This window comes from Streptomyces sp. NPDC030840, from assembly GCF_055572015.1.
In genome coordinates this window covers 165,233-188,985 of record NZ_JBVIEE010000014.1, presented here as the reverse complement: position 1 = coordinate 188,985, position 23,753 = coordinate 165,233, and the positions used below count along the sequence as shown (strand labels likewise).

At 70.8% G+C, this 23,753-nt stretch carries 18 protein-coding genes and 1 pseudogene; 18 read left to right on the top strand and 1 reads right to left on the bottom strand.

All coding sequences use genetic code 11. From position 1 onward, the window contains the following. Window positions 1–217 precede the first annotated feature (217 nt). The 13 genes from ACZ49J_RS28120 (at window position 218) to ACZ49J_RS28060 (ending at window position 18,303) form a co-directional block, all read left to right on the top strand. Window positions 218–2,008 (top strand): condensation domain-containing protein, encoded by a 1,791-nt coding sequence (locus ACZ49J_RS28120; protein WP_467452482.1) that lies wholly within the window; start codon window positions 218–220, stop codon window positions 2,006–2,008. After that, complete coding sequence (locus tag ACZ49J_RS28115; RefSeq protein ID WP_467452481.1) at window positions 2,005–2,865, top strand: thioesterase II family protein; 861 nt, start codon at window positions 2,005–2,007, stop codon at window positions 2,863–2,865. The genes ACZ49J_RS28120 and ACZ49J_RS28115 overlap by 4 nt, the downstream gene beginning before the upstream one ends. After that, complete coding sequence (locus tag ACZ49J_RS28110) at window positions 2,862–3,887, top strand: TauD/TfdA family dioxygenase (RefSeq protein ID WP_467452480.1); 1,026 nt, start codon at window positions 2,862–2,864, stop codon at window positions 3,885–3,887. The genes ACZ49J_RS28115 and ACZ49J_RS28110 overlap by 4 nt, the downstream gene beginning before the upstream one ends. 50 nt (window positions 3,888–3,937) lie before the next feature. After that, window positions 3,938–5,575 (top strand): PhpK family radical SAM P-methyltransferase, encoded by a 1,638-nt coding sequence (locus ACZ49J_RS28105; protein WP_467452479.1) that lies wholly within the window; start codon window positions 3,938–3,940, stop codon window positions 5,573–5,575. After that, window positions 5,572–7,359, top strand: coding sequence for a non-ribosomal peptide synthetase (locus ACZ49J_RS28100; RefSeq protein ID WP_467452478.1), 1,788 nt, complete (start codon window positions 5,572–5,574; stop codon window positions 7,357–7,359). Before ACZ49J_RS28105 ends, ACZ49J_RS28100 begins: the two co-directional genes overlap by 4 nt. Continuing rightward, window positions 7,352–10,543, top strand: coding sequence for an amino acid adenylation domain-containing protein (locus ACZ49J_RS28095; RefSeq protein WP_467452477.1), 3,192 nt, complete (start codon window positions 7,352–7,354; stop codon window positions 10,541–10,543). The genes ACZ49J_RS28100 and ACZ49J_RS28095 overlap by 8 nt, the downstream gene beginning before the upstream one ends. Window positions 10,544–10,569: 26 nt before the next feature. After that, window positions 10,570–11,286, top strand: a complete 717-nt coding sequence (locus tag ACZ49J_RS28090; RefSeq protein WP_467452476.1) for a thioesterase II family protein — start codon at window positions 10,570–10,572, stop codon at window positions 11,284–11,286. Then, window positions 11,283–13,985, top strand: a complete 2,703-nt coding sequence (locus tag ACZ49J_RS28085) for an amino acid adenylation domain-containing protein (protein ID WP_467452474.1) — start codon at window positions 11,283–11,285, stop codon at window positions 13,983–13,985. Before ACZ49J_RS28090 ends, ACZ49J_RS28085 begins: the two co-directional genes overlap by 4 nt. Window positions 13,986–14,035: 50 nt before the next feature. Further along, a complete protein-coding gene (locus tag ACZ49J_RS28080; RefSeq protein WP_467452473.1) occupies window positions 14,036–14,245 on the top strand; it encodes an MbtH family protein in 210 nt (69 codons plus the stop codon). Window positions 14,246–14,259: 14 nt separating this feature from the next. Beyond that, the gene (locus tag ACZ49J_RS28075) at window positions 14,260–15,018 is read left to right on the top strand and encodes an FkbM family methyltransferase (protein WP_467452472.1); all 759 of its coding nucleotides are present in this window, start codon (window positions 14,260–14,262) and stop codon (window positions 15,016–15,018) included. Window positions 15,019–15,021: 3 nt separating this feature from the next. Next, window positions 15,022–16,254, top strand: a complete 1,233-nt coding sequence (locus tag ACZ49J_RS28070) for a cytochrome P450 (protein WP_467452471.1) — start codon at window positions 15,022–15,024, stop codon at window positions 16,252–16,254. 220 nt (window positions 16,255–16,474) lie between these two features. Then, window positions 16,475–17,176 (top strand): hypothetical protein, encoded by a 702-nt coding sequence (locus ACZ49J_RS28065; RefSeq protein WP_467452470.1) that lies wholly within the window; start codon window positions 16,475–16,477, stop codon window positions 17,174–17,176. Then, complete coding sequence (locus ACZ49J_RS28060) at window positions 17,173–18,303, top strand: tyrosine-type recombinase/integrase (RefSeq protein ID WP_467452469.1); 1,131 nt, start codon at window positions 17,173–17,175, stop codon at window positions 18,301–18,303. The genes ACZ49J_RS28065 and ACZ49J_RS28060 overlap by 4 nt, the downstream gene beginning before the upstream one ends. 57 nt (window positions 18,304–18,360) lie before the next feature. Here ACZ49J_RS28060 and ACZ49J_RS28055 read toward each other — a convergent pair whose 3' ends face one another. Beyond that, window positions 18,361–18,873, bottom strand: coding sequence for a GNAT family N-acetyltransferase (locus ACZ49J_RS28055; RefSeq protein WP_467452468.1), 513 nt, complete (start codon window positions 18,871–18,873; stop codon window positions 18,361–18,363). A 389-nt stretch (window positions 18,874–19,262) separates the two neighbouring features. Here ACZ49J_RS28055 and ACZ49J_RS28050 point away from each other — a divergent pair, with 389 nt between their 5' ends. From ACZ49J_RS28050 to ACZ49J_RS28030, 5 genes and pseudogenes are all read left to right on the top strand, one after another. Next, complete coding sequence (locus tag ACZ49J_RS28050; protein WP_467452466.1) at window positions 19,263–19,709, top strand: Mu transposase domain-containing protein; 447 nt, start codon at window positions 19,263–19,265, stop codon at window positions 19,707–19,709. A gap of 200 nt (window positions 19,710–19,909) precedes the next feature. Then, window positions 19,910–20,590 carry a class I SAM-dependent methyltransferase gene (locus ACZ49J_RS28045; RefSeq protein WP_467452465.1) on the top strand — a complete coding sequence of 227 codons (681 nt, stop codon included), beginning with the start codon at window positions 19,910–19,912 and terminating at the stop codon, window positions 20,588–20,590. A 173-nt stretch (window positions 20,591–20,763) separates the two neighbouring features. Continuing rightward, window positions 20,764–21,541, top strand: a pseudogene (locus ACZ49J_RS28040) (transposase). 236 nt (window positions 21,542–21,777) lie between these two features. Next, on the top strand, window positions 21,778–22,605 hold the full coding sequence (locus ACZ49J_RS28035) for a class I SAM-dependent methyltransferase (protein WP_467452464.1): 828 nt from the start codon (window positions 21,778–21,780) through the stop codon (window positions 22,603–22,605). Window positions 22,606–23,057: 452 nt separating this feature from the next. Then, a complete protein-coding gene (locus ACZ49J_RS28030) occupies window positions 23,058–23,750 on the top strand; it encodes a hypothetical protein (protein WP_467452462.1) in 693 nt (230 codons plus the stop codon). The last annotated feature ends 3 nt before the right edge of the window (window positions 23,751–23,753 follow it).

Below are 23,753 nucleotides of genomic sequence, written 5' to 3'. Positions count from 1 at the left end.
GCGACGGAATGGGTGCCTGACGTCCGAAAAATATGCGGTGCGGGTCGATGCTCACGGCAACATATGCTTCAAAAAACGCGAGAGTCAAGACTGGATCTTGTCCGGGGTCGTCCTTATGGTTGGCACCAACCAGCAATGAGCACCGTTGTATTGACTGATCGTCACTTCAACTTCAGGCGTTTTCGTACCGCTATCCCGGGGGAAAGGGCGCTTCTGCATGGCTGATCAACAGCCTGATCCGGCCGTCGACATACTCCAGGCGTGGCTCGATCGTGCCGGAGAGGCTCCGGCCTGTACGGTGCCCCGCGCCAACCGCGAGCGGCCGCTGCCGGCCTCGCACGCTCAGCAGGGCATGTGGCTCGCCCAGCAGGTCGCCGGGGACGACGACCGTTCGCTGACCGCCCCGCACGCCTACCGGCTGACCGGCCCGGTGAACGTGGACGCGCTGGCCGCAGCGCTGGGCGCCGTCCTCGCCCGGCATGAGGCGCTGCGGACCGGCTTCGTCGTCCGTCAGGGCGAGTTGTTCCAGGTCGTCGCCGATCCGGAGCCCTTCCGGCTGGTTCTCGAGGATGTCGCCGGGCCGGCACAACTGAACGCGGCGCTGCAGGAGTTCAGCCGGCTGCCGTTCGACCTCGGACGTGATCCACTGCTGCGGGCCCGGCTGTTCCGGCTTGGCGCCGAGGAGCATGTGCTGGTCGCGGTGTTCCATCACATCGCCAATGACGGCTGGTCGATGGACGTCTTCCACCGGGAACTGGCCGCGCTCTACGACGCCGCGAGCGAGCTGCCTTCGGTGACCGACGCCAAAGGTCTGGCGGACGTCGCAGAATTGACTGAAATGGCATTGCAGTATCCGGATTTCGCCGTATGGCAGCGTTCTCTCGCGGACGATGAAGCCGCGCACGAGAAAGCCCTGACGTATTGGCGTGAGGTGCTGGCCGGGGCGCCGGACTTTCTCGCGCTGCCGACCGACCGGCCGCGTACAGCCTTACGCTCCAGCTCCGGCGACCGCATAGGTTTCACCGTCCCGCCGACCGTTTCGGCTGCCGTGGCGGACCTGGCGACGGCCCGGGGGACGACGCCCTTCGCGGTGCAGTTCGCGGCGTTCCAGACGCTGCTCGCCGCCTGGTCGGGGCAGTGGGACCTGGTCACCGGCATCACCACGGCCAACCGTGCCCTGCCGGAGACCGAGGAGCTGATCGGGTTCTTCGTCAACGTGCTGCCCATCAGGGGCGTCCTCTCTCCCGAGGAGAGCTTCGCCGACCTCCTGGTCCGCACCGGGCGGAGCCTCGTCGACGCCTACAAGCGGGACGAGGTGCCCTTCGAACTGCTGCTGGAGCGACTGGAACTGCCGCGCGCCGCGGGCCACAACCCACTGGTCCAGGTCACGGTCGCCTCCCACCAGGAACTCACCGCGCCGCTCTCCCTGTCCGGCCTCACCGTCGAGCACCTGCCGCCGCGCGGGCTCGACGTGCAGGAGGACCTGACCTTCTATCTGACTTCCGGTGCCCAGGGCGTACGCGGCGACCTCGCGTTCCGCACCGACCTGTTCGACCGGTCGACGATGGAGGAGCTGGGCCGGGCCTATCTGCGACTGCTCCAAAAGTCGGCCGCGCAACCGGAGACGGCGCTCCGCCGGCTTGCCGAGGAGGCTGCCGTCCCGGCCGGGCGCGCGGCGGCCGAGGCTTCCACCGACGGCCCCGAAGCCGCAGGAACCGCGCCCCGGGGGGTGCTGGAGGAACTGATCGCCACCGTGTGGAGTGATCTGCTCGGCTGCGACTCCCCGCCCCGTGAGGCCAACTTCTTCCAGGTGGGCGGCACTTCGCTCGCCGCGTCCCGGGTCGCCAACCGGCTCTCGGACGAGCTCGGCGTACGGGTCCCGGTGAGGGATGTGTTCCGCCACAGCGAGCTCGCCGCGCTGGCGGCACATCTGACGGAGCTGATCCGGAAGGCGGCCGGATCACAGGCCGCCGCGACCGGATCCGGCCAGGGCGGGGAAGGCGCGTGACCGAGTTCCCGAGCCTGATAACCGACAGGCACCCCGAGACGCCGGGGAGCGCGGGGAACCGCGCGACCAACCACACTCGACCCGCGCCCACCCCCACACCCCGGCCCCGCGACTGGCTCTGGGACGTCACCCCCCGAGCCAAGGCCGCCGAAGCCACCCTCGTACTCCTTCCGCACTCCGGCGGCTCCGCCCAGGCGTACGGTGACTGGGCCCAGTGGTTCCCCAGCAGCGTCCGCGTGGTCGCCGCGCAGTACCCCGGCCGGGGCGCCCGCTACGGGCAGGAACCGGCCACCGGGATCGCGATGCTGGCCGATCCACTGGCCGAGGTGCTGGCCGGCCTGGACACGCCCGTGCATGTCTTCGGGCACAGCCTCGGCGCCCTGCTCGGCTTCGAGGTGTGCTGGAGGCTGCAGCAGGCCGGATGCCCCGCGGCCACGTTCTATCCCTCGGCCGCTGCGGCGGCGCACGCCCACCGCTCGGCAGCGGTGTCCTTGGCCCGGCCCACGGACGACGAGCTGCTGGCTCTGCTGAAGGAGCGCGGCGGCATGCCGGAGGACATCCTGGCGGAGCCCGATCTGATCGACCTCGTCCTCGACGCCTGCCGTTCGGACATGGCCGTCACCGACAGCTACTCCTACGGCGACGAGGACCGCCGCCTGGACTGCCCCGTCGTCGCGTTCGGCGGCGACAGTGACTCGGCCGTCCCCATCGACCGGCTTCTGCGATGGCGCGAACTCGGCACCGGGCACAGCGAGATCCACGTCCTGTCCGGAGGCCACTTCTATCTCCACGACCACATGGCCACCCTCACAGCGGTGGTGCGCCGCCACCTGCAGGAGCGGAGTCCCCTCATATGAACCCCGTCACGCTTCGTCCCACCGAGCTGCCCCTGATCCTGGAGCCCGGCAAGCCGCCGATCCTTCTCACGCCCGAGCTGCCGGACCTCGTCGGGGCCCGCGCCTGGCTGTCGGAGCAGCGGGCGGCGATCCGTACCGAACTGCTGCGCCACGGGCACCTGTTGATCCGCGGGCTGCCCATCGCCCGGCCGGAGGAGTTCGCCGAGCTGCGCGACATCCTCGTGGAGCGGCGGGCCGCCTACAAGGAGAAGGCCACCCCGCGCAGCGCGTACGGCGACGACGTGTACTCCTCCACGGACCTGCCGCCCGCGCAGCCCATCCACCTGCACAACGAGAACAGCTACACCCTGGACTTCCCGGGTCTGCTGATCTTCTGCTGCCTGGAGGCTCCGGAGAAGGGCGGCGCCACCACGGTCGCCGATGTCCGTGAGGTGCTGGCGGCGCTGCCCGCCGACCTCGTGGAGCGGTTCCGCGAGGCGGGCTGGCTGCTCACCCGCAATTATCACAGCCATGTGGGGCTGCCCTGGCCGACCGCGTTCGCCACCGACCGCCGCGAGGCGGTGGAGGAGTACTGCGCACGCAACCTCATCGGCTTCGAGTGGACCGGCGAGTCCGGGCTGCGCACCGTCCAGCGCCGCTCCGCGCTGGTCCGCCACCCGGTGACGGGCGAGGAGGTGTGGTTCAACCACGCCGCGTTCTGGAGCCGCTGGTCGCTGGACGAGGAGGTCCTCGACGTGCTGGCCATGACCTACGGCGAGGACGACCTGCCCTTCGACACCGCCTTCGGCGACGGCACCGAGCTGACCGCCGAGGACGTGGCCACGCTCAACGCGGCCTACGACACGGCCACCCGGCGCGAGAGCTGGCAGCCCGGTGACCTGATGCTCGTCGACAACGTCCTGTCCGCGCACGGACGCGACGCCTACCAGGGCGGCCGGAAGATCCTGGTCGCCATGGGCGAGCCGGTGACCCTCCAGGAGTGCGCACCGACCGTGCGGCCGACTCCTGGGCCCCTCGCCTGACGTTCCGTCACACGCCCGGACGTTCTCCCCAGACTTGGAGCATCCACCAGATGCCGGAACTCGACTGCGTCGTCATCGGTTACAACGAAGGCGACTTCCAGGACTACCGCCTGATGTGCGAGCGAAGCGGCCCGACTTCGCCCGAGTGGCAGATCTACCGCAAGGAACACCTCGAGATCGACGGCCGCCCGATGCCGTGGATGGACGTTCTGAGCACCCTGCGCAACAGGGCGACCGGACGTAACGATCGCTATCACGTCGGTGAGGTCTTCAACCTGGCCGGCCTGTATCTGACCAACTTCCTGCGCCGGCACGGCATACGCACCGACGCGGTGTCACTGTTCGGGGCCGAGCAGGAGCGGCTGGCGCGGCTGCTTGCCGAGCGCCCGGCGGTCGTGGCGATCACCACGACGTTCTACGTCAACATCCTCTCGGTCACCCCGATCGTGGACTTCGTCCGGCGTCACTCCCCCACCTCGCACATCGTGGTGGGCGGCCCGCTGATCGACAACCTGTGCCTGGATGGCATCACCGACGAGGTGCAGGACCTGTTCCACGGTATGGGGGCCGACTCCTACGTCCGTGAGTCGCAGGGCGAGCACGCGCTGGCGGAGCTGTGCCAGGCGCTGCTGCGTGGACGGCCGCTGGAGGAGGTCGCCAATCTGATCACCTGCCCGGAGGACGACTGGGTCGCCAACCGGCGCAAGCCCGAGGCCAACGACCTGGACACCAGCGCGATCGACTGGCAGAGCTTCACGCCCGAGCAGATCGGCGTGACCGCACAGACCCGCACGGCCCGCTCCTGCGCCTTCAAGTGCAGCTTCTGCGACTACCCCACCCGGGCGGGCGCGCTGACCACCGCGTCGGTGGACACGGTCCGCCGAGAGCTGCGGGCGATGGCCGAACTCGGCGTGAAAAACCTGGTGTTCGTGGACGACACGTTCAACGTCCCGCCGAAGCGGTTCAAGGAGCTGTGCCGGATGATGATCGAGGAGGACCTCGGTCTCGATTGGTACTCGTACTTCCGCTGTTCCAACGCCCGCGACGAGGAGACCTTCGACCTTGCCGCGCAGAGCGGCTGCCGGGGTGTGTTCCTGGGCATCGAGTCGGGTGACGCCGACATCCTCGCCAACATGAACAAGCTGGCGCAGGACTCGCAGTACCGGGCCGGCATCGCCCGGCTGAAGGAGCGCGGCATCACCACGTTCGCGTCGATCATCGTCGGCTTCCCCGGCGAGAACGAGCGCACCATGCAGAACACCATCGACTTCGTCAACGATACCGGCCCGACCTTCTGGCGCGCCCAGCCCTGGTGGGGCAACCCGCGCTCTCCCGTCTACCGCAACAAGGAGGTGTACGGGATCGAGGGCGCCGCCTACGACTGGTCGCACGCGACGATGAACTCGGCGGAGGCCGCCGCCTGGTGCGACAAGATGTTCGACCGGGTGACGGAGTCGGTGTGGCTGCCGCTGTACGACTTCGACTTCTGGTCGCTGCCGTACCTGGACGGCAAGGGCCTCGGTGTCGACGAGCTGGTGCCGCTGCTGCGCACCACGCAGGAGCTGATGCGTGAGCGCGACGGGCAGCGCCCGGACCCGACGCGGCTGGCCGTGCTGAACGAGCAGCTCGCCAAGGACGTGGCCGCCCTCGATATGGCCCCCGCGCGTTTCTCGTACGCCGCCTCATGACCGCAGGTGTCCACACGGCGGTCTCGGCCGCGGCGCGGGCCCATCCGCGCCGTGCGGCGGTCGTCACGAACGCCGGCGAGCTGACCTACGCGGAGCTGGACGAGCTGTCCGACCGGCTCTGCGCGCACCTGGTGCGCACGGGCACGGCACCGCGGTCGGTGGTGGGTCTGCACTTCGCCCGGGGCGCCGAGCAGGTCGTCGCGCTGCTGGCCGTGCTGAAGGCGGGCTGCGCCTATCTGCCGCTCGACCCCCGCTACCCGGCCGGCCGGCTGCGCCACATGGCCGCGGACTCCGGCGCCGCGCGCGTCCTCACCGGGCCGGGCCTGAAGCCGCCGCAGCACTGGCCGGTGGAGTGCCCGGTGACGGAGGTGGCGCTGCCGCTGCCGCCCGCGGGCGAAGCCGCCGTACGCGGCGTCCGTCCCGACGACCTGGCGTACGTGCTCTACACCTCGGGCACCACGGGCCGTCCCAAGGCGGTCGAGGTCACCCACGCCAACGTCCTGAGCCTGCTGCGCGGCCTGGAGGCGACGGTCCTCGGCGGTGTCGGTCCGGCACGGGTCGCCTGGAACGCGAGCGCCTGCTTCGACGCCTCGGTCCAGCAGTGGGTGCGCCTGTGCCGCGGCGACACGCTGGTCCTTCTGGACGAGGACGTCCGCGCCGATCCGACCGCTCTGGTCGACGACCTCGTACGGCACGGCGTGACCGACATGGACGTGGTGCCCTCGCACCTCGCCCTGCTGACCGGGCCGCTGGCCGCCGCGGGCCTGCCGCTGCGGCTACTGGTCGGCGGCGAGCCCGTACCGCCCGCCCTGTGGGCCGAGCTGCGCCGGCTGGGGCGTGTGCAGCGCCTGCGCGCCTGGAACATGTACGGCCCGACCGAGTGCACGGTCGACGCCACCACGGCCCCCGTCAACGCGGAGACACCGCACCTCGGCGTGCCGCTGCCGGACGTTCGCTGCCATGTGCTGGACGCCGCCCTGCGACCCGTGCCCGCCGGCGAGACCGGGGAGCTGTTCATCGCCGGGCCCGGTGTCGCACGCGGCTACCGCGGGCTGCCCGGGCGGACCGCGGCCGCTTTCCTGCCCGACCCGTTCGCCGGAGACGGCAGCCGGATGTACCGCACCGGAGATCTTGTACGGTACGACGCCCAGCGTCGGCTGGAGTTCGTCAGGCGCCGCGACCGCCAGGTGAAGGTGCGCGGTCACCGGGTCGAACTCGGCGAGGTGGAAGCGGCGTTGACCTCGCTGCCGGAGGTCGCGGGCGCCGCGGTCGTGCTGCGTGACGACCTCCCGGCGGGCCCGGGCCTCGCCGCGTACGCCGTACGCGCCGCGGGCGTGGCCCGTGCCGTGGAGGGGTCAGCGCTGCGCGAGCGGCTGCGCGCCGTGCTGCCCGGGCACGCGGTCCCCGCGGTCGTCGTCCTGCTGGACGCGCTGCCCGTCGGCCCGCACGGCAAGGTCGACCACGGCGCCCTGCCACGGCCCGAGTTCACCGCGGCGGCCCCCGACGCACCCGAGTGCCTGCTGGAACGGGACGTCGCGCTGATCTGGACGCGAGTCCTGGGCGAGCGGCGCATCGGCGCCGCCGACAACTTCTTCGACCTCGGCGGCGACTCGCTGGCGGTCGGAAGGGTCCTCAACCGGTGCCGGGAGCGTTTCGGGGTGCGGCTGAGGGCCAGGGCACTCTTCGAGAACCCCACGCTCCGCGGTTTTGCCGCGGCCGTACGCCACGAGACCGAACGGCTTTCCCCTCTACCGAACAACGAAGGAATCCCGCCCCGTGACTGATCAGCCTGCGCAGCGTTCCCTCCTGACCCGCCTCGGCCAGGACGGTCCGTCCCCCGCTTCCTTCTCCCAGGCGCGCCTGTGGTTCGCCGACCAGATGGGCCGGCGCGGGCTGGAGTTCGTCTATCCGTACGCGCTGCGGCTGACGGGCCCGCTGGACGTGCGGGCGCTCGCCGGAGCGGTCGACGCGGTCGTCGACCGGCACGAGACGCTGCGTACCACGTTCGTCTCCCACGACGGCGCGCCGCTGCAGGTCGTGGGCGAGCCGTTCTCGCTGGGCCTCGAGGTCACCGCGGTCGAGCCGGAGGCGCTGGAGAGCGAGATCCGTGAGGTCGTGGCCCAGCCGTTCGACCTGGCGACGGGACCGGTGCTGCGCGCGCGGCTGTTCCAGGTCGGGCCGGACGAGCACGTCTTCCTCCTGGTGATCCATCACATCGCCACCGACGGCTGGTCGATGGAGATCGTCTTCCGGGAGATCGGCGAGGCGTACGAGGCGCTGAGCGCCGGGCATGAGGCCGAATTCCCGGAGCTGTCCGTGCAGTTCGTGGACGTGGCTTCCTGGGAGCGGCAGCGGTTCGCGGCCGGGGAGTTCGCGGAGGACCTGACGTTCTGGCGCGAACACCTGGACGGCTGCCCGCATGTGCTGGCCCTCCCGCTGGACCATCCGCGGCAGGCCGCGCAGTCCTTCGACGGGAAGTTCTTCACCTTCGAGGTGCCAGCGGCCGACGCGGAGGCGGTGGCCGTGCTGGCGAAGGAGTGCGGCGCGTCCACGCACATGGTGCTGCTCGCCGCGTTTCAGCTGCTGATCGCGCGCTGGTCGGGGCAGCACGACTTCGTCGTCGGCATGCCGGCCGCGAACCGGGAGGCCTCCGAGACGGAGGAGCTGGTCGGCTTCTTCATGAACCTGCTGCCGCTGCGCGCCACCGTGGATCCCGCGGGCTCCTTCCGAGAACTGGTGGCACGCGTTCGCGAGGCGTCGCTGGACGCCTACGACCACCAGGGGCTGTCCTTCGACCGCCTGGTGGAGGAGATCGCCCCGGAGCGGACGCTGGCCCACAACCCTCTGGTGCAGGTGGCGTTCAACATGGAGAAGCAGCCGCGGCTGAGCATCGACGGCGTGGCGGTCGAGGCGCTGGACGTGCAGCCCGATATCACTCGCTACGACCTCGCGGTCGACTACATCGTGCAGCCTTGGGGCGCGCTGCGCTGCGACTTCTACTACGCCAGCGACCTGTTCGAGCAGGAGAGCATCGAGGCGCTGGCCCGCCGGTTCGCGTCCCTCCTGCGCACCGTCACCGAACGGCCGGGGGCCCCGCTGGCGGTGCTGCCGGTGCTCGACGCCCAGGAGGAGGCCCGCGTCCTGGGGATGGGCGCCGGAGCGCAGGCCGTCGCCGACGCGCTCATGCTCCCGGAGCGGTTCCGCGACGCGGTCAGGGCACGCCCGGACGCCCCGGCGGTCGTGGACGGCGACACCGTCCTGACCTTCGCCGAACTGGACGCGCGCGCCGACGACATCGCCCGGATCGTGACGGCCCACGGCGCCGGCCGCGACACAGTGGTCGGTCTGTGCCTGCCGCGCTCCGCCGAACTTCTGGCCGCCGTCCTCGGACTCCTGCGCGCCGGTGCCGCCTCCTTGCCGCTGGACCCGCAGTACCCGGCCGAGCGCCTGGACTTCCTGATCCGCGACAGCGGGGCGCGGCTGGTCCTGACCACGTCGACGACCTCGTACGACGGCCAGTTCGGTGACCTCGCCACCGTCGTGCCGCTGGACTCCGAGCAGCCCCCCGCGGGGACGCCCGGCCCGGTCGCCGAGATCCACCCGGACCAGTGCGCGTACGTCATCTACACCTCCGGCTCCACCGGGCGCCCCAAGGCGGTCCAGGTCAGCCACCGTGCCGTGGCTGGCCTGCTGGCGGGTTTGGAGCAGGCGGGGGTCGTCCGCCCGTCCGCCGGCCGGGTCGGCTGGAACGCCAGCCCGTCCTTCGACGCCTCCGTGCAGCAGTGGACGCGGGTCTGCCGCGGGGACACGGTCGTGATCGTCGACGAGGCCGTGCGCCGCGCCCCCGAGCAGTTCGCCCGCTCCGTCGCCGGGCAGCGCCTCACCGACCTCGACCTCACCCCCTCGCACGCGGAGCACCTGGTCGGCCCGCTGGCCAAGGAACTGGAGCCGGGCAGCGGACTGCGGCTGTGGATCGGCGGCGAGCCCCTGCCCGCCACGCTGTGGCAGCGGCTGGGCGAGCTGACCGGCCGGGGCGTCCTCGACGCCGTCAACGTCTACGGCACCACCGAGACGGCCGTTGACACCACCTGGGCGGTCGTCGGCGGCGGCACCGCGCCGCACCTCGGCGCCACCCTGCCCGGCCAGACCGTGCGCGTGCTCGACGCGGGCCTGCAGCCGGTGCCGGTGGGCACACCCGGTGAGCTGTACATCAGCGGCCCGTCGGTGGCGCGCGGCTACCTCGGCCGACCCGGCCTGACCGCGTCCCGGTTCGTCCCGGATCCGTGGGCGGCCGATGGCTCGCGCATGTACCGCACCGGTGACCGGGCGCGCTGGACCTGGGACGGGCGTCTGGAGTACCTGGGGCGCACCGACCACCAGGTGAAGGTGCGCGGCTACCGCATCGAGCTGGGCGAGATCGAGGCCGTGCTCGCCGAGTTCCCCGGCACGCTGGACTGCGGGGTGGTTCGCAAGGAGCACGAGGGCGAGGCCGTCCTCGCGGCGTACCTGCGTACGGTCCCGGGCACGTCCGTGCGCGAGCTGCGTGAGCACGCCGAGCGGCGGCTGCCCGAATGGACGCGGCCCGCCACGTACACCCTGCTGGCGGAGATGCCGCTGACCCCGGCGGGCAAGCTCGACCGGGTGGCGCTCGCCGAACTCAGGACGGCCGCGCCCGGCGAGGCGGAGGAGCCCTCGGAGCAGGCAGCCGTGCAGGACGGCCCGCGCACCGCGACCGAGGAGCTGCTGATCCGTATCTGCCAGGAGGTGCTCGGCGTGGAGGGGCTGCGCCCCACCGACCACTTCTTCGAGGTCGGCGGCCACTCGCTGCTCGCCATCCGGGTGGTCGCCCGGCTCAAGCGCCAGGCCCAGCTCGTCATCCCGATGACCGCCGTCTTCGAGAACCCCGTCCTGCGGGATCTGGCGGTCTACGTCGAGGAGGCCATCCGTGAGCGCATGGCCTCCTCCTGAGCCGACTTCGAAGACTGGAGCACCCCATGAGCCCCATCCCGATCCTCTGCCTGCCCTACGCCGGTGCGGGCGCCACCTTCTACCGCGGCTGGCCCGCGCCACCCGCGGGCATCGAGCTCGTCCCGCTGCAGCCCGCGGGCCGCGAGGAGCGCTACCACGAGGATCCGTACACCGACCTGGAGTCGGCGGTGGCGGACCTGTCGAAGCCGGCCGCCCCGTATGCCGAGGCCGGGCCGTACGCCCTGTTCGGCCACAGCTTCGGCGCGATCCTCGCCTACGAACTGGCCCGGGCCCTGCCCGCCGCCGGGCTGCCCGCGCCCGGCCTGCTCGTCGTCAGCGGCTCCGCCGCCCCCGGGGTGCCGCTCGGCCGGCATTCGGCCGGCCTGGACGACGAGGAGTTCGTGGCCCGGGTGGAGCAGCTCGCCGGATACGTCCACCCCGCGCTGGCCGACCCCGACCTACGCGAAGTGGTGCTGCCGGTGCTGCGCGCGGACGTCAACCTGCACGAGACCTACCGGCCCGCTGACAGCGAGCCGCTGCCGGTGCCGGTCACCGTGTTCCGCGGCGCTTTTGACCACCTGGTCACCGAGGAGGACTGCCGGGGCTGGGCCGACGTGTCCGCGAAGGGCTGCTCGCAGGTGGAGTTCGAGGGCGGCCACATGTACCTCGCCGAGGACCCGCTGCCCGTGCTGCGCGCGATGGCCGAGCTGGTCGCCGCCCGGCCGCTGCCGGAGCGCCTGTGAGGTCCCTCGTACTCCGCGCGCTGCGGAGGGTGGACGCGGCCGCGGTCCAGCGGCGCCTGGACGGGCTCTTCGGCCCGTGCGCGCGAGGGCCGGTCGTGTGGACCGAGGCCCTGCCGTATCCGAGCACGGACCCCCGCGCCGACCGGCTGCGCCGGCGCACGGCCACACGCCCGCTCGCCCCGGGCGACAGGCCCACCATCCGGGTGTGCCTGCTGACATACACCGATCGTGTCCAGGACCTGATGGTGGGCGCGCGTCCCGAGGTGCTCGACGAGGGCGGACTGGCGGGCCTGGCCTGTCTGCTGGTGGAAGAGTCCTCGGAGTCCGGGCCGCTGTCACTGCCCGAGCCGGTCGAGGACGGCGGCGGGGAGCGGCTCCCCCTGGAGTGGGCGTCGGGCGCGTGCGCCGGACCTGGGGCACGGGAGGAACTGACCGTCGCGCTGGGCTCCGATGCCGGTGAGGCCGCCGTCCTGGCGGCGCTGACCACGGCTCTTACCCGCAGGACGGGCGCCGCCCCGGCCCTGACGGTACGGCGGCCGGGCCCGGCCGCCCCCGGCGCGGCGAGGACGGACAGCGCTGCGACGGTCCGGCTGACCGGCCCCGGGGGACTGCGTGCGGCCGAGGAGGCGCTGTCCGGTACGAACTGGACGTTCGGGCCGGTCCCGGCGCACTCCGTGGAGCTGCGGCTGCCCGCTGCCCCGGCGGCCGTCGACCGCCTGACGGCGGCGGGCCTGCGTCCGCTGCTGCGCACCGCGCCCGCGCCCACGTCGGCCGTGCTCGCCCTCGGCCTCGACGCCGCGGCCGACGCCTACGTGCTCAGCTGCGACTTCGCCGCCGATGTCGTGGCGCGTGAGGCGGTGGAGGCGCTGCTGGCGGAAGTGGCCGGGTATGTCTCCGGGCAGCCGGAGGCGACCGTCGCCCCGAGCGGCAGCCCGGTGGAGGCCGATGCCACGATCCACGGCCTGGTGTCCGCCCGGGCCGAGGAGCGGCCGGACGCCGTCGCGGTGTCGGCGCCCGACGGCGACCTGACGTACCGCCAAGTGGACCGCAAGGCCGATACGATCGGGCACGCGCTGCGCTCGCGCGGCATCGGCCCCGGCGACCGGGTCGGCGTATGCCTGCGGCGGGGCGCGGAGCTCGTCGCCGCGCTGCTCGGCGTACTCAAGTCCGGTGCCGCATATGTGCCGTTGGACCCGTCGTACCCCGAGGACCGACTGCGCTACCTCGTGCGGGACGCGGGCCTCTCGCTGGTCCTGGCCCGCGAGCCGCACGCGGCCTTCGACGGGTGCCCGCGTCTGGAGCCGCCGCCCGAGGCCGAGGACGTGCCCGCCGTGGGCGAGGACGTCGCACCCGAGGACCCGGCCTACGTCATCTACACCTCGGGCTCGACCGGCCGGCCCAAGGGCGTGGTCGTCGAGCACCGCAACTTCGCGGCACTGCTGGCCGGCACGCGCGAGGAGTTCGGGTTCGGCGGCGACGACGTGTGGACGCTCTTCCACTCGTTCGCGTTCGACTTCTCGGTGTGGGAGATCTGGGGCTGCCTGGCCACCGGCGGCCGGCTGATCGTCGTACCGGAGGACGTCGCGCGGGTGCCGGAGGAGTTCCGGGAGTTGCTGCGCACCGAGCGGGTCACGGTCCTCAACCAAACCCCGTCCGCGTTCGTGCAGTTGCTGTCCACCGAGACCCCCGGGGCGTCCACGCTCGACGTGCGGCTGCTTGTGTTCGGCGGCGAGCCACTGGACTCGCGCATCCTGTTGCCGTGGTTCGACGCGCACCCGGAGGACCGGTGCCGCGTGGTGAACATGTACGGCATCACCGAGACGACTGTGCACTGCACCTGGACCGATCTGACCCGGCGCGACGCGCTCGTGGGCAGCCGCTCCATCGGCACCCCGCTGTCCGGCTGGACGCTGCACGTTCTCGATCCGTACGGCCGTCCGCTGCCGCCCGGCGTGCCCGGTGAGATCCACGTAGGCGGCGCGGGAGTGGCCCGCTGCTACCACGGGCGGCCCGGGATGACCGCGCAGCGGTTCCGTCCGGACCACCTGTCCGGGATCCCGGGGGCCCGGCTGTACCGCAGTGGTGACCGCGGGCGGCTGCGCCACGACGGGCAGCTGGAGCATCTGGGACGGCTCGACGGGCAGGTGAAGGTGCGCGGGTACCGGATCGAGCTCGACGAGATCAGGAACCGCCTGCTGGAAGCCGCCGAGGTGCGGGCGGCGGCCGTCGTCCTGCGGCACCGCGGCGAGGCCGGGGACGCGCACCTGGACGCGTACGTGGTGGGCCCGGGCGCCGATCTGGCCACCGTGCGCGAGCATCTGGAGCGGACCCTGCCCTCGTACATGGTGCCCAGCACTCTCACCGTCCTGGACCGGCTCCCCGTGACCGGGAACGGCAAGCTGGACACCGCGCGTCTGCCGGAGCCGGGAAAGGCCGCGCAATCCGCCCCCGCGGCACCGGCACCCGCGGCCGCATCCGACGCCCCCGATCTCGCCTCGCGGATCGCCGGGATCTGGCACGAGGTGCTGGGCACCCCGGTCGGCCCGGACGACAACTTCTTCCTGACAGGCGGCAATTCGCTGCTGGCCATCCGAGTGATGGTCCGGCTGCGGGAGCAGGGCATCACGGACGCGCCCGTGCGGATGCTCTACCGCCACCCGACCGTCCGGCGACTGACCGAGGCCCTGCCCGCGTCCTGACCCGGCGCCTTTCGTAACCCCCTTCACCCCGTACACCGGAGGAACTCCAGATGAGCGACAACGGCCCCGAGCGCTGGACCGTCCTGATCAACGCCGAGGAGCAGTACGGCCTGTTCCCGGCCGAGCTGCCCACCCCGGCGGGCTGGCGGCCGACCGACTTCACCGGCACGGAGGAGGAGTGCGTCGCCTATGTCGACGAGCACTGGACCGATATGCGGCCGCTGAGCCTGCGCCAGGCCCTCGACGGCTCGACGGCATGACGACCATGGAGACGATGAAACTGCCCAACGGCCTGACCGTGTCCCATGTGAACATGGGCGAGACAGCGTTGCTGTACCGGGACATCTTCGCCGAGCGCTGCTACATGCAGCACGGCATCACGTTGAGCCCGGGCGGCACCGTGTTCGACGTCGGCGCGAACATCGGGATGTCGACGCTGTTCTTCCACACCGAGTGCGCGGGGCTCGCCTTCCACGCGTTCGAGCCGGCGCCGGACCCGTACGCGGCGCTGAGCGCCAACATCGCGGCGTACGGCATCGATGCGACGGCCACCCGGTGCGCGCTGTCCGACCATGCGGGCACCGGCCGGATGACGTACTACCCCGACTCCACCGTGATGTCCGGCTTCCACGCCGACGCCGCGTCGGAGGCGGCGCTGACCCGGACCTTCCTGGTCCGCAGCGGCTTCGAGGAGGAGGACGTCGAGGACATGCTGGCGGGCCGCCACGAGACCGTGGCGATCGAGGTGCCGGTGCGGACGCTGTCCGACGTCATCGCGGAACGCGGCGTCACCACGATCGACCTACTCAAGATCGACGTGGAAAAGAGCGAACTGGAGGTGTTGCGGGGCCTGTCGGAGGCGGACTGGCCCAAGGTGCGCCAGGTCGTCGCCGAGGTCCACGACCTCGACGGCACGCTGAAGGCGTTCGTGTCGCTGCTGGACGAGCACGGGTTCGATGTGGCGGTGGAGCAGGACGCGTTGCTCGCGGACACGGAGATCTACGAGGTCTTCTCCGTACGGAAGGCGGGCTGAGACGTGGCCGACACGGCGGGCCTCGCGGCCCTCGACCCCGCCACGATCGATGTGGCGGACCCGGCGCTCTACGAGTCCGGAGACCCGGTGGCGCTCTGGGCGCATCTGCGGGCCACCTCGCCCGTCCACTGGAACAACCACCCGCCGGGGCCCGGCTTCTGGGCCGTGATGGCGTACCAGCCGGCGCTGCAGGTGTACCGGAACACCGACGCGTTCACCTCCGAGCTGGGCATGCGCGTCGACTCCGATCCGGCCGCGGTGGAGGCGGCCGCGGGCAAGATGCTCATCGTCACCGACCCGCCGACGCATCCCCGGCTGCGCCAGCTGATGAACTCGGCCTTCCTGCCGAGGGTCGTCGCTACGCTGGAGGCGTCGATGCGCCGGGTGATCGAGCCGCTGGTGGAGGAGGCGCTGCGCAAGGACGTGGTGGACTTCGTCAGCGAGATCGCGGCGGTGCTGCCCGCGGCGATCATCTGCGACATCATGGAGATCCCGCAGTCGGAGCGGGCCATGATGATCGACCTGACCAGCAAGGCGTTCGGCGCCTCGGTCGGCGGCGAGGCCAAGTGCCCGATGAGCACCATGGAGAAGACCGAGGCGCACGCGGAGATCTTCCTCTACTACACCGAATTGGTGGAGGAGCGGCGGCGCAACCCCGGTGCCGATGTGGTCAGCGCGCTCATCCAGGGTGACCTGGACGGGCGCCGGCTCACCGACGAGGAGGTCCTGCTCAACTGCGACGGGCTGCTCACCGGCGCCAACGAGACAACCCGCCACGCCTCCGCCGCCGGTCTGCTGGCACTGATGGAGCATCCGGGCGAGTGGGAGCGGCTGCGCAGCGGGGCGGTGGACATCGAGTCCGCAGTCGACGAGGTGCTGCGCTACACCAGCCCGGCCCTGCATGTCACCCGTGTCGCCAAGAAGGACGTCCAGGTCGGCGACCAGCTGGTCCGCGCCGGAGAGACGGTCGCCCTCTGGAACTCCTCCATCAACCGCGACGAGAATGTGTTCCCCGACCCGGACCGCTTCGACCTCGGCCGCACCCCCAACCGCCATCTCACCTTCGGCATCGGCCCCCACTTCTGCCTGGGCGCCCCCCTGGCCAAGGTCGAGCTGAAGCTCCTCCTGGAAGTGCTCGCCGAGAAGGTGACCCACATGGAACTCGCCGGCCCGGTCGAGCGCCTGCGCTCCAACTTCATGTGGGGCATCGAGCGCCTCCCGGTCACCCTCCGCTGACCACCCCACTACCCGCACCGGGCCTCGGGAAGCAGCCCCCGAGGCCCCGGCCGTCGCCAATCCTGAACACTGCTCGCTGACAGGAAACGAACGCGCACCAGGCAAACGGCAGCCGACCGTCTGCCGCACCAGGGGCGTCCGCCAGCGCATCTTGCCGGGCGAAAATGGCCCTCGAACGGAGCCGGTGCGGAAACGTAGCCGGAAGGGAGTGGCGTAACTGATGGGCCGGGTCCGCGCCGCCGCCCTGCCGGTCGTGCGTCCGGACCTGGTCGAGTCCTATCTCGCCCACCGGGCCGCGCAGGGCATGAACACCGATCACAAGGTCCGCTGGGGCGCCCGAGCCCTGCTCGCCCAAGTCTCCGACCTGAACGACTTCTGCCGCCTGCCGCTGGAACGCCAGCTCGCCTTCAACCACGAGACCCACCGATTCATCAACTGGCTCTCGGTCAGCGGACGTCTGCAACCCGGGGCGGACTACCTGGTCGCCCGGCGCCCTCGCCTGGGCATTGTGCTTGCCCGCACGGAGCCGGAACTGCATATGAGGTTCATGGAGACCGCCCGCACGCTCGGTTTTCGCTACATGGTGGCGATGACCCAGTTCAACCTGCTGGCCCACTTCGTCGCGCAATTCGGCAGGCAACCGCACGAGCTGCAGCAGAGCGACTGGGACGAGGGACGCCGCGTGCTGTTGGAGGCTGCCCGCCGCATTCCCAATCGCGGGGTAAAGGCCCTCTCGACTGCCCTGTTCAACTTGGAAGCGACCCTGTTCCACTGCGAGTCGAGTGATCAACTCCCACGACGACGCTCCCCGGACCACGCCGACATGCGGGCCCGGGAATGGGCCCGTGTCCCGGCCGGGATAGCGGACACCATGCGGCATTACCTGGGCAGATCGCCGGAACGATGCGGCCGGGCACCGTGAAGAACGCCGAGCTGATGCTGCGGGAGTTCGCCCTCCTGGTCGCCGCCGAAGACACGGACATCACCTGCGTCGCCGAGCTCAAGCGACGGCACGTCGAACGCTATCGGCAGTGGCTGCTGGAGCGGCCGGCCGCCCGCGGAGGACCGCTGCACCGGCACACTGTCCGCGACCGCCTCAGCAAACTCCGCGGCTTCTTCCGCAGCTTGGACGAGTGGGACGCCGCCGACCGGCCGCCACGCCAGCTGGTGTTCGACAGCGACTTCCCGATCGCCGACGAGCCGCTGCCGCGCTTCCTCGACGACGCCGCGGCCGCCAAGCTGCTGGCGGCCGCCCGCCAAGACCCCGATCCGTTCGCCCGGCTGGCCATCGAGATCCTTGCCCGGACCGGGATGCGCCGCGGCGAGATGCTCGGTCTCACCATCGATGCGGTCGTGCAGATCGGCTCCGCTTACTGGCTCCGTGTCCCGGTCGGCAAGATGCACACCGACCGCTACGTCCCCCAGCTCCCGCAGTTGAAGACGCTGCTGGACGACTGGTTGCTGCACCGGCCCGAGGGCCTGCGATCGAACCTGCTGTTCACCGACCACGACCGCCCGGTCAATGCCTCCCTCATCGAGGCCGCGGTCTGCAAGGCCGCCCAGCGGGCCGGACTGGGCAGGGTCACCCCGCACCAGCTCCGCCATACTCTGGCCACCCAGGCGATCAACCGGGGCATGTCCCTGGAGGCCATCGCCGCACTGCTCGGCCACAAGTCGCTGTCCATGACGCGTGTTTACGCTCGCATCGCCGACCGCACGGCCGCCGACGAGTACTTCGCCGTCTCGGAGAAGGTCGAAGCACTCTACGACGCCCCGCGTCAGCTGCCAGCCGATGCCGAGGAACGGAGATGGCCAAGCTCCGCCGGGAGATGCACCGCCGGATGCTCGGCAACGGCTACTGTGTTCGCCCCGTCGAGACGGACTGCCACTTCGAGTCGATCTGTGAATCGTGCACGTTCTTCGTCACCACGACCGAGTTCCGGCCCACCCCCGAACGCCAGCGAGACGACTCGGCAGCCAAGGGACAGGTCGCACGCGAGCAGATCTTCCACGGACTCCTTATCCGCCTGGACTGGAGAAGCTTCTTGACCGCTGCCTGCCATCAGCAGAGGGCCGTTCGAGCGACGAAGTTCACGCTTTCCTACCTCACACGCCTTCCAGGTCAATCCGCCAGTCATTGGAGGTGAGCCAGGAGCCTTTCGGATACTCGAACTTGACCGCACCCAGCAGTTCGAAGCCCGCCCTACGACAGACCGAGTTCGACGCGGAATGGTCCGCGCTCGGAAACGCATGCAGATACTGATGCTGTCCTGCCGCCCGTGCTGCTGTTACGACCGCACGAGCCGCTTCGGCGGCGATGCCTCGCCCCTGGAACTCGGGCAACACTCCCCACCCGGTCTCCCACACCGTCCCGTCGCGCCAGGCGCGCTCCCAGAAACCGATTGAGCCGACGGTGTCGCCGGAGTCCACCAACGTGACCCGGTACATCTGCCCCCGCTCCAGGGCGAGATAGCGACGGTGCCGCGCGACCAGTTGCTCCTCTGTCTCGGGCCCACCCAAATGCTCTGTCATTTCAGGGGCGTTGTTTCTCTGCAGGAGCCAGAAGTCGCCCCCGCTCCAAGGCTCCAGCCTCACCCGATGGGGATCTGTGATGTCCATGGCGGCAACCCTAGGACGGAGGTCTGACAGCATGCCCTGGCTCGTCATACGAGGCAACGAAGATGAGCACGGAGAAGCCCTGGACACCGGCAAGGGATTGACAAGCGAGACCCGCATATCAGAGGAGTGCCGACCGGGAAGGTCCGCTACGACAACCTTGGAGCCGCCGTCGCCCAGGTGCTGGGCCTCTCCCGTCGCCGGGTGGAAGCCGAACGCTGGACCGCCTTCCGCTCGCACTACGGCATCGACGCCCTCTACTGCCAGCCCGGCATCCGGGGCAGCCACGAGAAGGGCGGTGTCGAGGGTCGGATCGGCTGGTTCCGCCGCAACCGCCTCGTCCCCGTCCCTGAAGTGGACACACTCGCCGAGCTCAACGCGATGATCGACCGGTGGACCAGGAGAACGACGCCCGCCGCATCCGCTCTCGTAGCCGCACGACCGGCGAGTACTTCGCGGCCGAGCAGCCGCTGCTCGCGCCACTGCCGGATGAGCCGTTCGAGACAGGCCGCTTGTCCACACCGCGGGTGGACCGCTACAGCCAGATCTGCGTGAGGATGAACCGCTACTCGGTGCCAGTGCAGCTGATCGGCCGCACCGTCCGCGTCATGCTCCACGCCTCCGAGCTCGTGGTCTACGACGGCCGCGAGGAAGTAGCCCGGCACGAGCGGCTCATCGCCCGCAATGGATCCCGCCTCGAACTCGACCACTACCTGGAGACGCTGATCCGCAAGCCCGGTGCGCTGTCCGGCGCCACCGCCCTCGACCAGGCCCGGGCCGCCGGCCGGTTTCACGGAGTGGGGTGGTCGGGTCGGCGGAGCCGCAGGAGCTGGTCGTAGTGGGCGACGGAGGGCAGGGGCCGCTGGTCGGGTGGCAGGTTGGCCCTGACGGCTGCGGGCAGCGGGGCGCTGCCGGTCTGGCTGGTGGAGGGCTGCTGCGGGGTTCTTGTCGGCGTACACGCGAACGTGCATAGGGCGCCGTTTTGCCGCAACAGCAACAGCACTGGCGCGGCCGGGATGCGATGGGCGACGGTTGGTCCGTGACCGACAACATCTATGCGCCATCGCACGCGTCCGGCACTCCCTCGCCCGCCGACGACTACGCCGGAGACCCGGCGGTGCGGGCGGAGTGGGACAACCGGTACTCCGACCGTCGACAGCTGTGGAGCGGCCAACCCAACGGTGCGCTTGTGGCCGAGGTCGCCGGGCTGCCACCCGGGCGGGTGCTCGACGTCGGCTGCGGCGAGGGCGCGGACGCAGTCTGGCTCGCGCGCGGCGGCTGGGACGTGACCGCGCTCGACGTCTCGGGCGTGGCGCTCGAGCGGGCGGCAGGGCACGCACGGGACGCAGGCCTCACCATTCGCTGGGTACACGCCGGCCTGACGGAGGCCGCGCTCCCTCCAGCCTCCTTCGACCTGGTCTCCGCGCAGTATCCGGCCCTGCTGCGCACCCCCGACGCCGCAGCCGAACGAGCGCTGCTCGCGGCCGTCGCGCCCGGCGGCGTGCTGCTGCTCGTACACCACGCGGGAATGGACGCCCAGCAGGCACACGACAGCGGCTTCGACCCGGCCGACTACGTCTGGCCCTCGATGGTCGCCGCTTTGCTCAGCGACGAGTGGGAGGTGGAGGTGGACGAGCAGCGGCCACGCGTGGCACCCGGCGGCGGCGCCGGCGCACACCATACGGACGATCTCGTACTGCGCGCGCGCCGCCTGCGTTGAACCCCTGCTGCCCGCAGCAAGCCCGCCAGCCCGGCCGGCTCGACCAAGTGCACCACGGACAACGCACCGGTGCCCTGAAAACATCAACGGCCGGGCCCGGTCGATCACCATGAATGAACCGCCCCCGGCAGACAAGACGTTCGGTGTAACTCCCGATCATGGAAGATGCATCGATGACCAGTGAGAACGTGTCCGCGTCCGAGACCGTGGAGCCCACGAAGGCTGCGTCGGCGAAGGCCGTGGACGATCAGTTGATCAACGAGCTGGTGGGGCGGGCCCAGGCCGAGGGCCTGCAGCTGACCGGCGAGGGCGGGCTGCTGCAGCAACTGACCCAGCGGCTGCTGGAGTCAGCCCTGGAAGGCGAGATCACCGACCACCTCGGATATGACAAGCACGATGCAGCCGGGAAGAACGGCGGCAACTCCCGCAACGGCAAACGCTCCAAGACCGTCCTGACCGACGTCGGCCCGGTGGAGATAACCGTGCCCCGCGACCGCGACGGCTCCTTCGAACCGAAGATCGTCAAGAAGCGGCAGAAGCGCCTGATCGGCGTCGACGAGATGGTCATCTCGCTGGGCGCGAAGGGCCTGACAACCGGCGAGGTCCAGGCCCACCTGGCCGAGGTCTACGACGCCGACGTCTCCCGCCAGACCATCTCCACCATCACCGACAAAGTCCTCGAGGGCATGGCCGGCCTGCGGTTCGACACCGAGATACGCCGCATCGTCTGCACGACGAATGCGATCGAGTCGGTTAACGCACGGATCCGTCGGGCGGTGAAAGCACGCGGGCACTTCCCCAACGAGCAAGCCGCGTAGGTGCGTCTACATGGCGATCATGTCCCTCGACCCCACCGGCAAGGGCCAGGCCCGCTGGACCATGCGCTGGAAGACCGCGCTGAACGCCTTCGACATCACCTTCCACGGACGCCTCTCAGCGGCCCGTCAGTAACCCGACTACCCAGTTACACCACTCGTTTGACAGTCCCCCCCACCTCGTCGGCCGCTTCCGGTAGCCGGCGACCCGGAATGCGTCCGCCGCAGCAGGGGTTGGCCGAGGCGGGAAAGCCTCGCAGGTGGAGGATTGGCCGTCGGATACATGTTCTCTGAACTACCGGCGGCAGCGCGTCAGCCGCTGCCGGTTAGCCGCTGGCCAATCCGTGGTCGAGCCCCCTAGCTTGTACGTTCGTGACCGACGACCCGAAGATGCCCCCGCATCCGCACGACCTCGGCCGCGTGTTCAACGAGGTGCCGGAGCTCTACGACCGGGTTCGCCCGGGATACCCCGACGAGTTGTTCGCGGACCTCGGTGCCATCACTGGCATGGACGAAAGGTCGTCGGTGTTGGAAGTGGGCTGCGGCACCGGTCAGGCAACCCGCTCGCTGGCAGCACTTGGCTGCTCAGTGACCGCCGTCGAGCCGGGCGCCGACATGGCCGCACTCGCTCGCCAGCGGACCGCGTCCTTTCGCAACGTCGAGGTCGAGACCTCGACGTTTGAGGAGTGGGACGATCGCGGCCGGCGCTTCGATGTACTCGTGGCTGCGTCGTCATGGCACTGGGTCGACCCGTTGATCGGCTGGCAGCGAGCGCACGACGTGCTCGTTCCCGGGGGTTGGATGGCGCTGCTCGGCCACGTCGTTGTCCGCCTGCCGGGAGAGCCGGAGGTGTATGCCGAGACCGCCGACCTCCACGAGCAGTTCTGCCCCGGGAACCCCGGCTGGGGTCATCCGCCGCTGGAGGAGGACGTGCGAACCACCGACGAGGGCTGGGGCCTGGTCGACGGTCCCGGGGGATTGTTCGGTCCGACGATCGTGCGCTGGTACCCGACCGTTCAGTGGTTCAACGGGGACGGTTTTGCCGATCTCCTTCGTTCACAGTCGCTGTATCGGCGGCTCGACCGGGATGTTCGTGAGCCTTTGCTCGACGCCGTCGCCGAGCGCATCCGCTCGCGGATGGGCGACCGGGCCTCACGTCGCTATCTGAGCGTCCTCCGTGTCGGACAGCGCGCCGTGTGAGGCCGGGGAGCGGCCTCACGCATCTCTGGCGCAGGTTCCGGCACCTACGTGCGATGCATGCCACTGCCCTGGGAACGTCAGGGTGTCCTTTCTGGAAGCGACAGGGCACCGTGGGTGTGGGAAGTGAGCTCGCGGGATCCCGGGAAGCTCAGCATCTCTCTGACCGTGACCACCTACCTCGGTGCCGGGGACACCGTGCTCGTCGAGTAGCCGCAGATCCAGCACGCCCCGTCACCCGGCCGCTTCGGGCCCGGCCCGGGCGGGAGATCCGCCCACGCGTTGGCCGCCTCCGCACGCGGACGACGAGGTAGGCGGCCAGGATGGCCGGGCCGAGCTTCCCGGGCGGGCGATCGCGCTGCGGGGGGGCGTGTGCGTCCCCCTGTCCCCGGCCTGGGGGCAGACCCTACACTCCGAAGTGAGACCTCCAACTGCCCTTCTGTGTAGGGGGATTCGTGCCCGACAGCACCTCCGCCGGAGCCGCGCGGCGTGCCGTCGCCGACGCACGGCTGCTCGCGCTGCGCACCGAAGTCGAGAAGATCATCACCGAGGCCCAGGTCGGTGCGCGGCGGGCGCAACGCCGCGCCAAGCTCTGGCACGCTGCCTATCTCAGTCTGGGCTTCCCCGCGGCGGTCCTCGCCGGCATCTCGGGCGCGGCGGGTCTGGCCTCCGCCGGGGCACGGGTGCCCGCGGCCATCCTGGCCCTCCTGTCCGCCGGGTTCTCGGCCGGGTCGACCTTCCTGCGGGCCGACGCCCGCCACATGACGAACCTCCGCAGGCGTTACGCCTGGCAGAATTTAGAGACGCGCTCCCGGCTCGTCCTGGCCTACGACGCCTACGAGGGCCCCGAGCATCTGCACACCGCCCTCCTGGCGCTGCACGAACTGCGCGCCGCCGTCCCGTCCAGCGCCCTGATCCTCGCCGAGCAGCAGGCGCCGACGTATCAGGCGCCGGTGAGTGTCCCGGCGCCGACAGTCCCGGCGCCCGCGCTTCCGCTGTCCGCGGTCCAGCCGCCGACGGTAACGGCACCGACGGTCACGGCACCGACGCTTCAGCAGTTGACGATCCCGGCTCCGATGGCACAGCCACCCGCGCTCCCCCAACCCTCACCCGGTCAGTCGCCGGAGCCGACCGACCCGATCGGCTGACAC

Bases quoted from the DNA above. Each gene is read 5' to 3' on its own strand.
- ACZ49J_RS28120 (WP_467452482.1), top strand. From the start codon at position 218: ATGGCTGATCAACAGCCTGATCCGGCCGTCGACATACTCCAGGCGTGG.
- ACZ49J_RS28110 (WP_467452480.1), top strand. From the start codon at position 2,862: ATGAACCCCGTCACGCTTCGTCCCACCGAGCTGCCCCTGATCCTGGAG.
- ACZ49J_RS28105 (WP_467452479.1), top strand. From the start codon at position 3,938: ATGCCGGAACTCGACTGCGTCGTCATCGGTTACAACGAAGGCGACTTC.
- ACZ49J_RS28100 (WP_467452478.1), top strand. From the start codon at position 5,572: ATGACCGCAGGTGTCCACACGGCGGTCTCGGCCGCGGCGCGGGCCCAT.
- ACZ49J_RS28090 (WP_467452476.1), top strand. From the start codon at position 10,570: ATGAGCCCCATCCCGATCCTCTGCCTGCCCTACGCCGGTGCGGGCGCC.
- ACZ49J_RS28080 (WP_467452473.1), top strand. From the start codon at position 14,036: ATGAGCGACAACGGCCCCGAGCGCTGGACCGTCCTGATCAACGCCGAG.
- ACZ49J_RS28075 (WP_467452472.1), top strand. From the start codon at position 14,260: ATGAAACTGCCCAACGGCCTGACCGTGTCCCATGTGAACATGGGCGAG.
- ACZ49J_RS28065 (WP_467452470.1), top strand. From the start codon at position 16,475: ATGGGCCGGGTCCGCGCCGCCGCCCTGCCGGTCGTGCGTCCGGACCTG.
- ACZ49J_RS28055 (WP_467452468.1), bottom strand. From the start codon at position 18,873: ATGGACATCACAGATCCCCATCGGGTGAGGCTGGAGCCTTGGAGCGGG.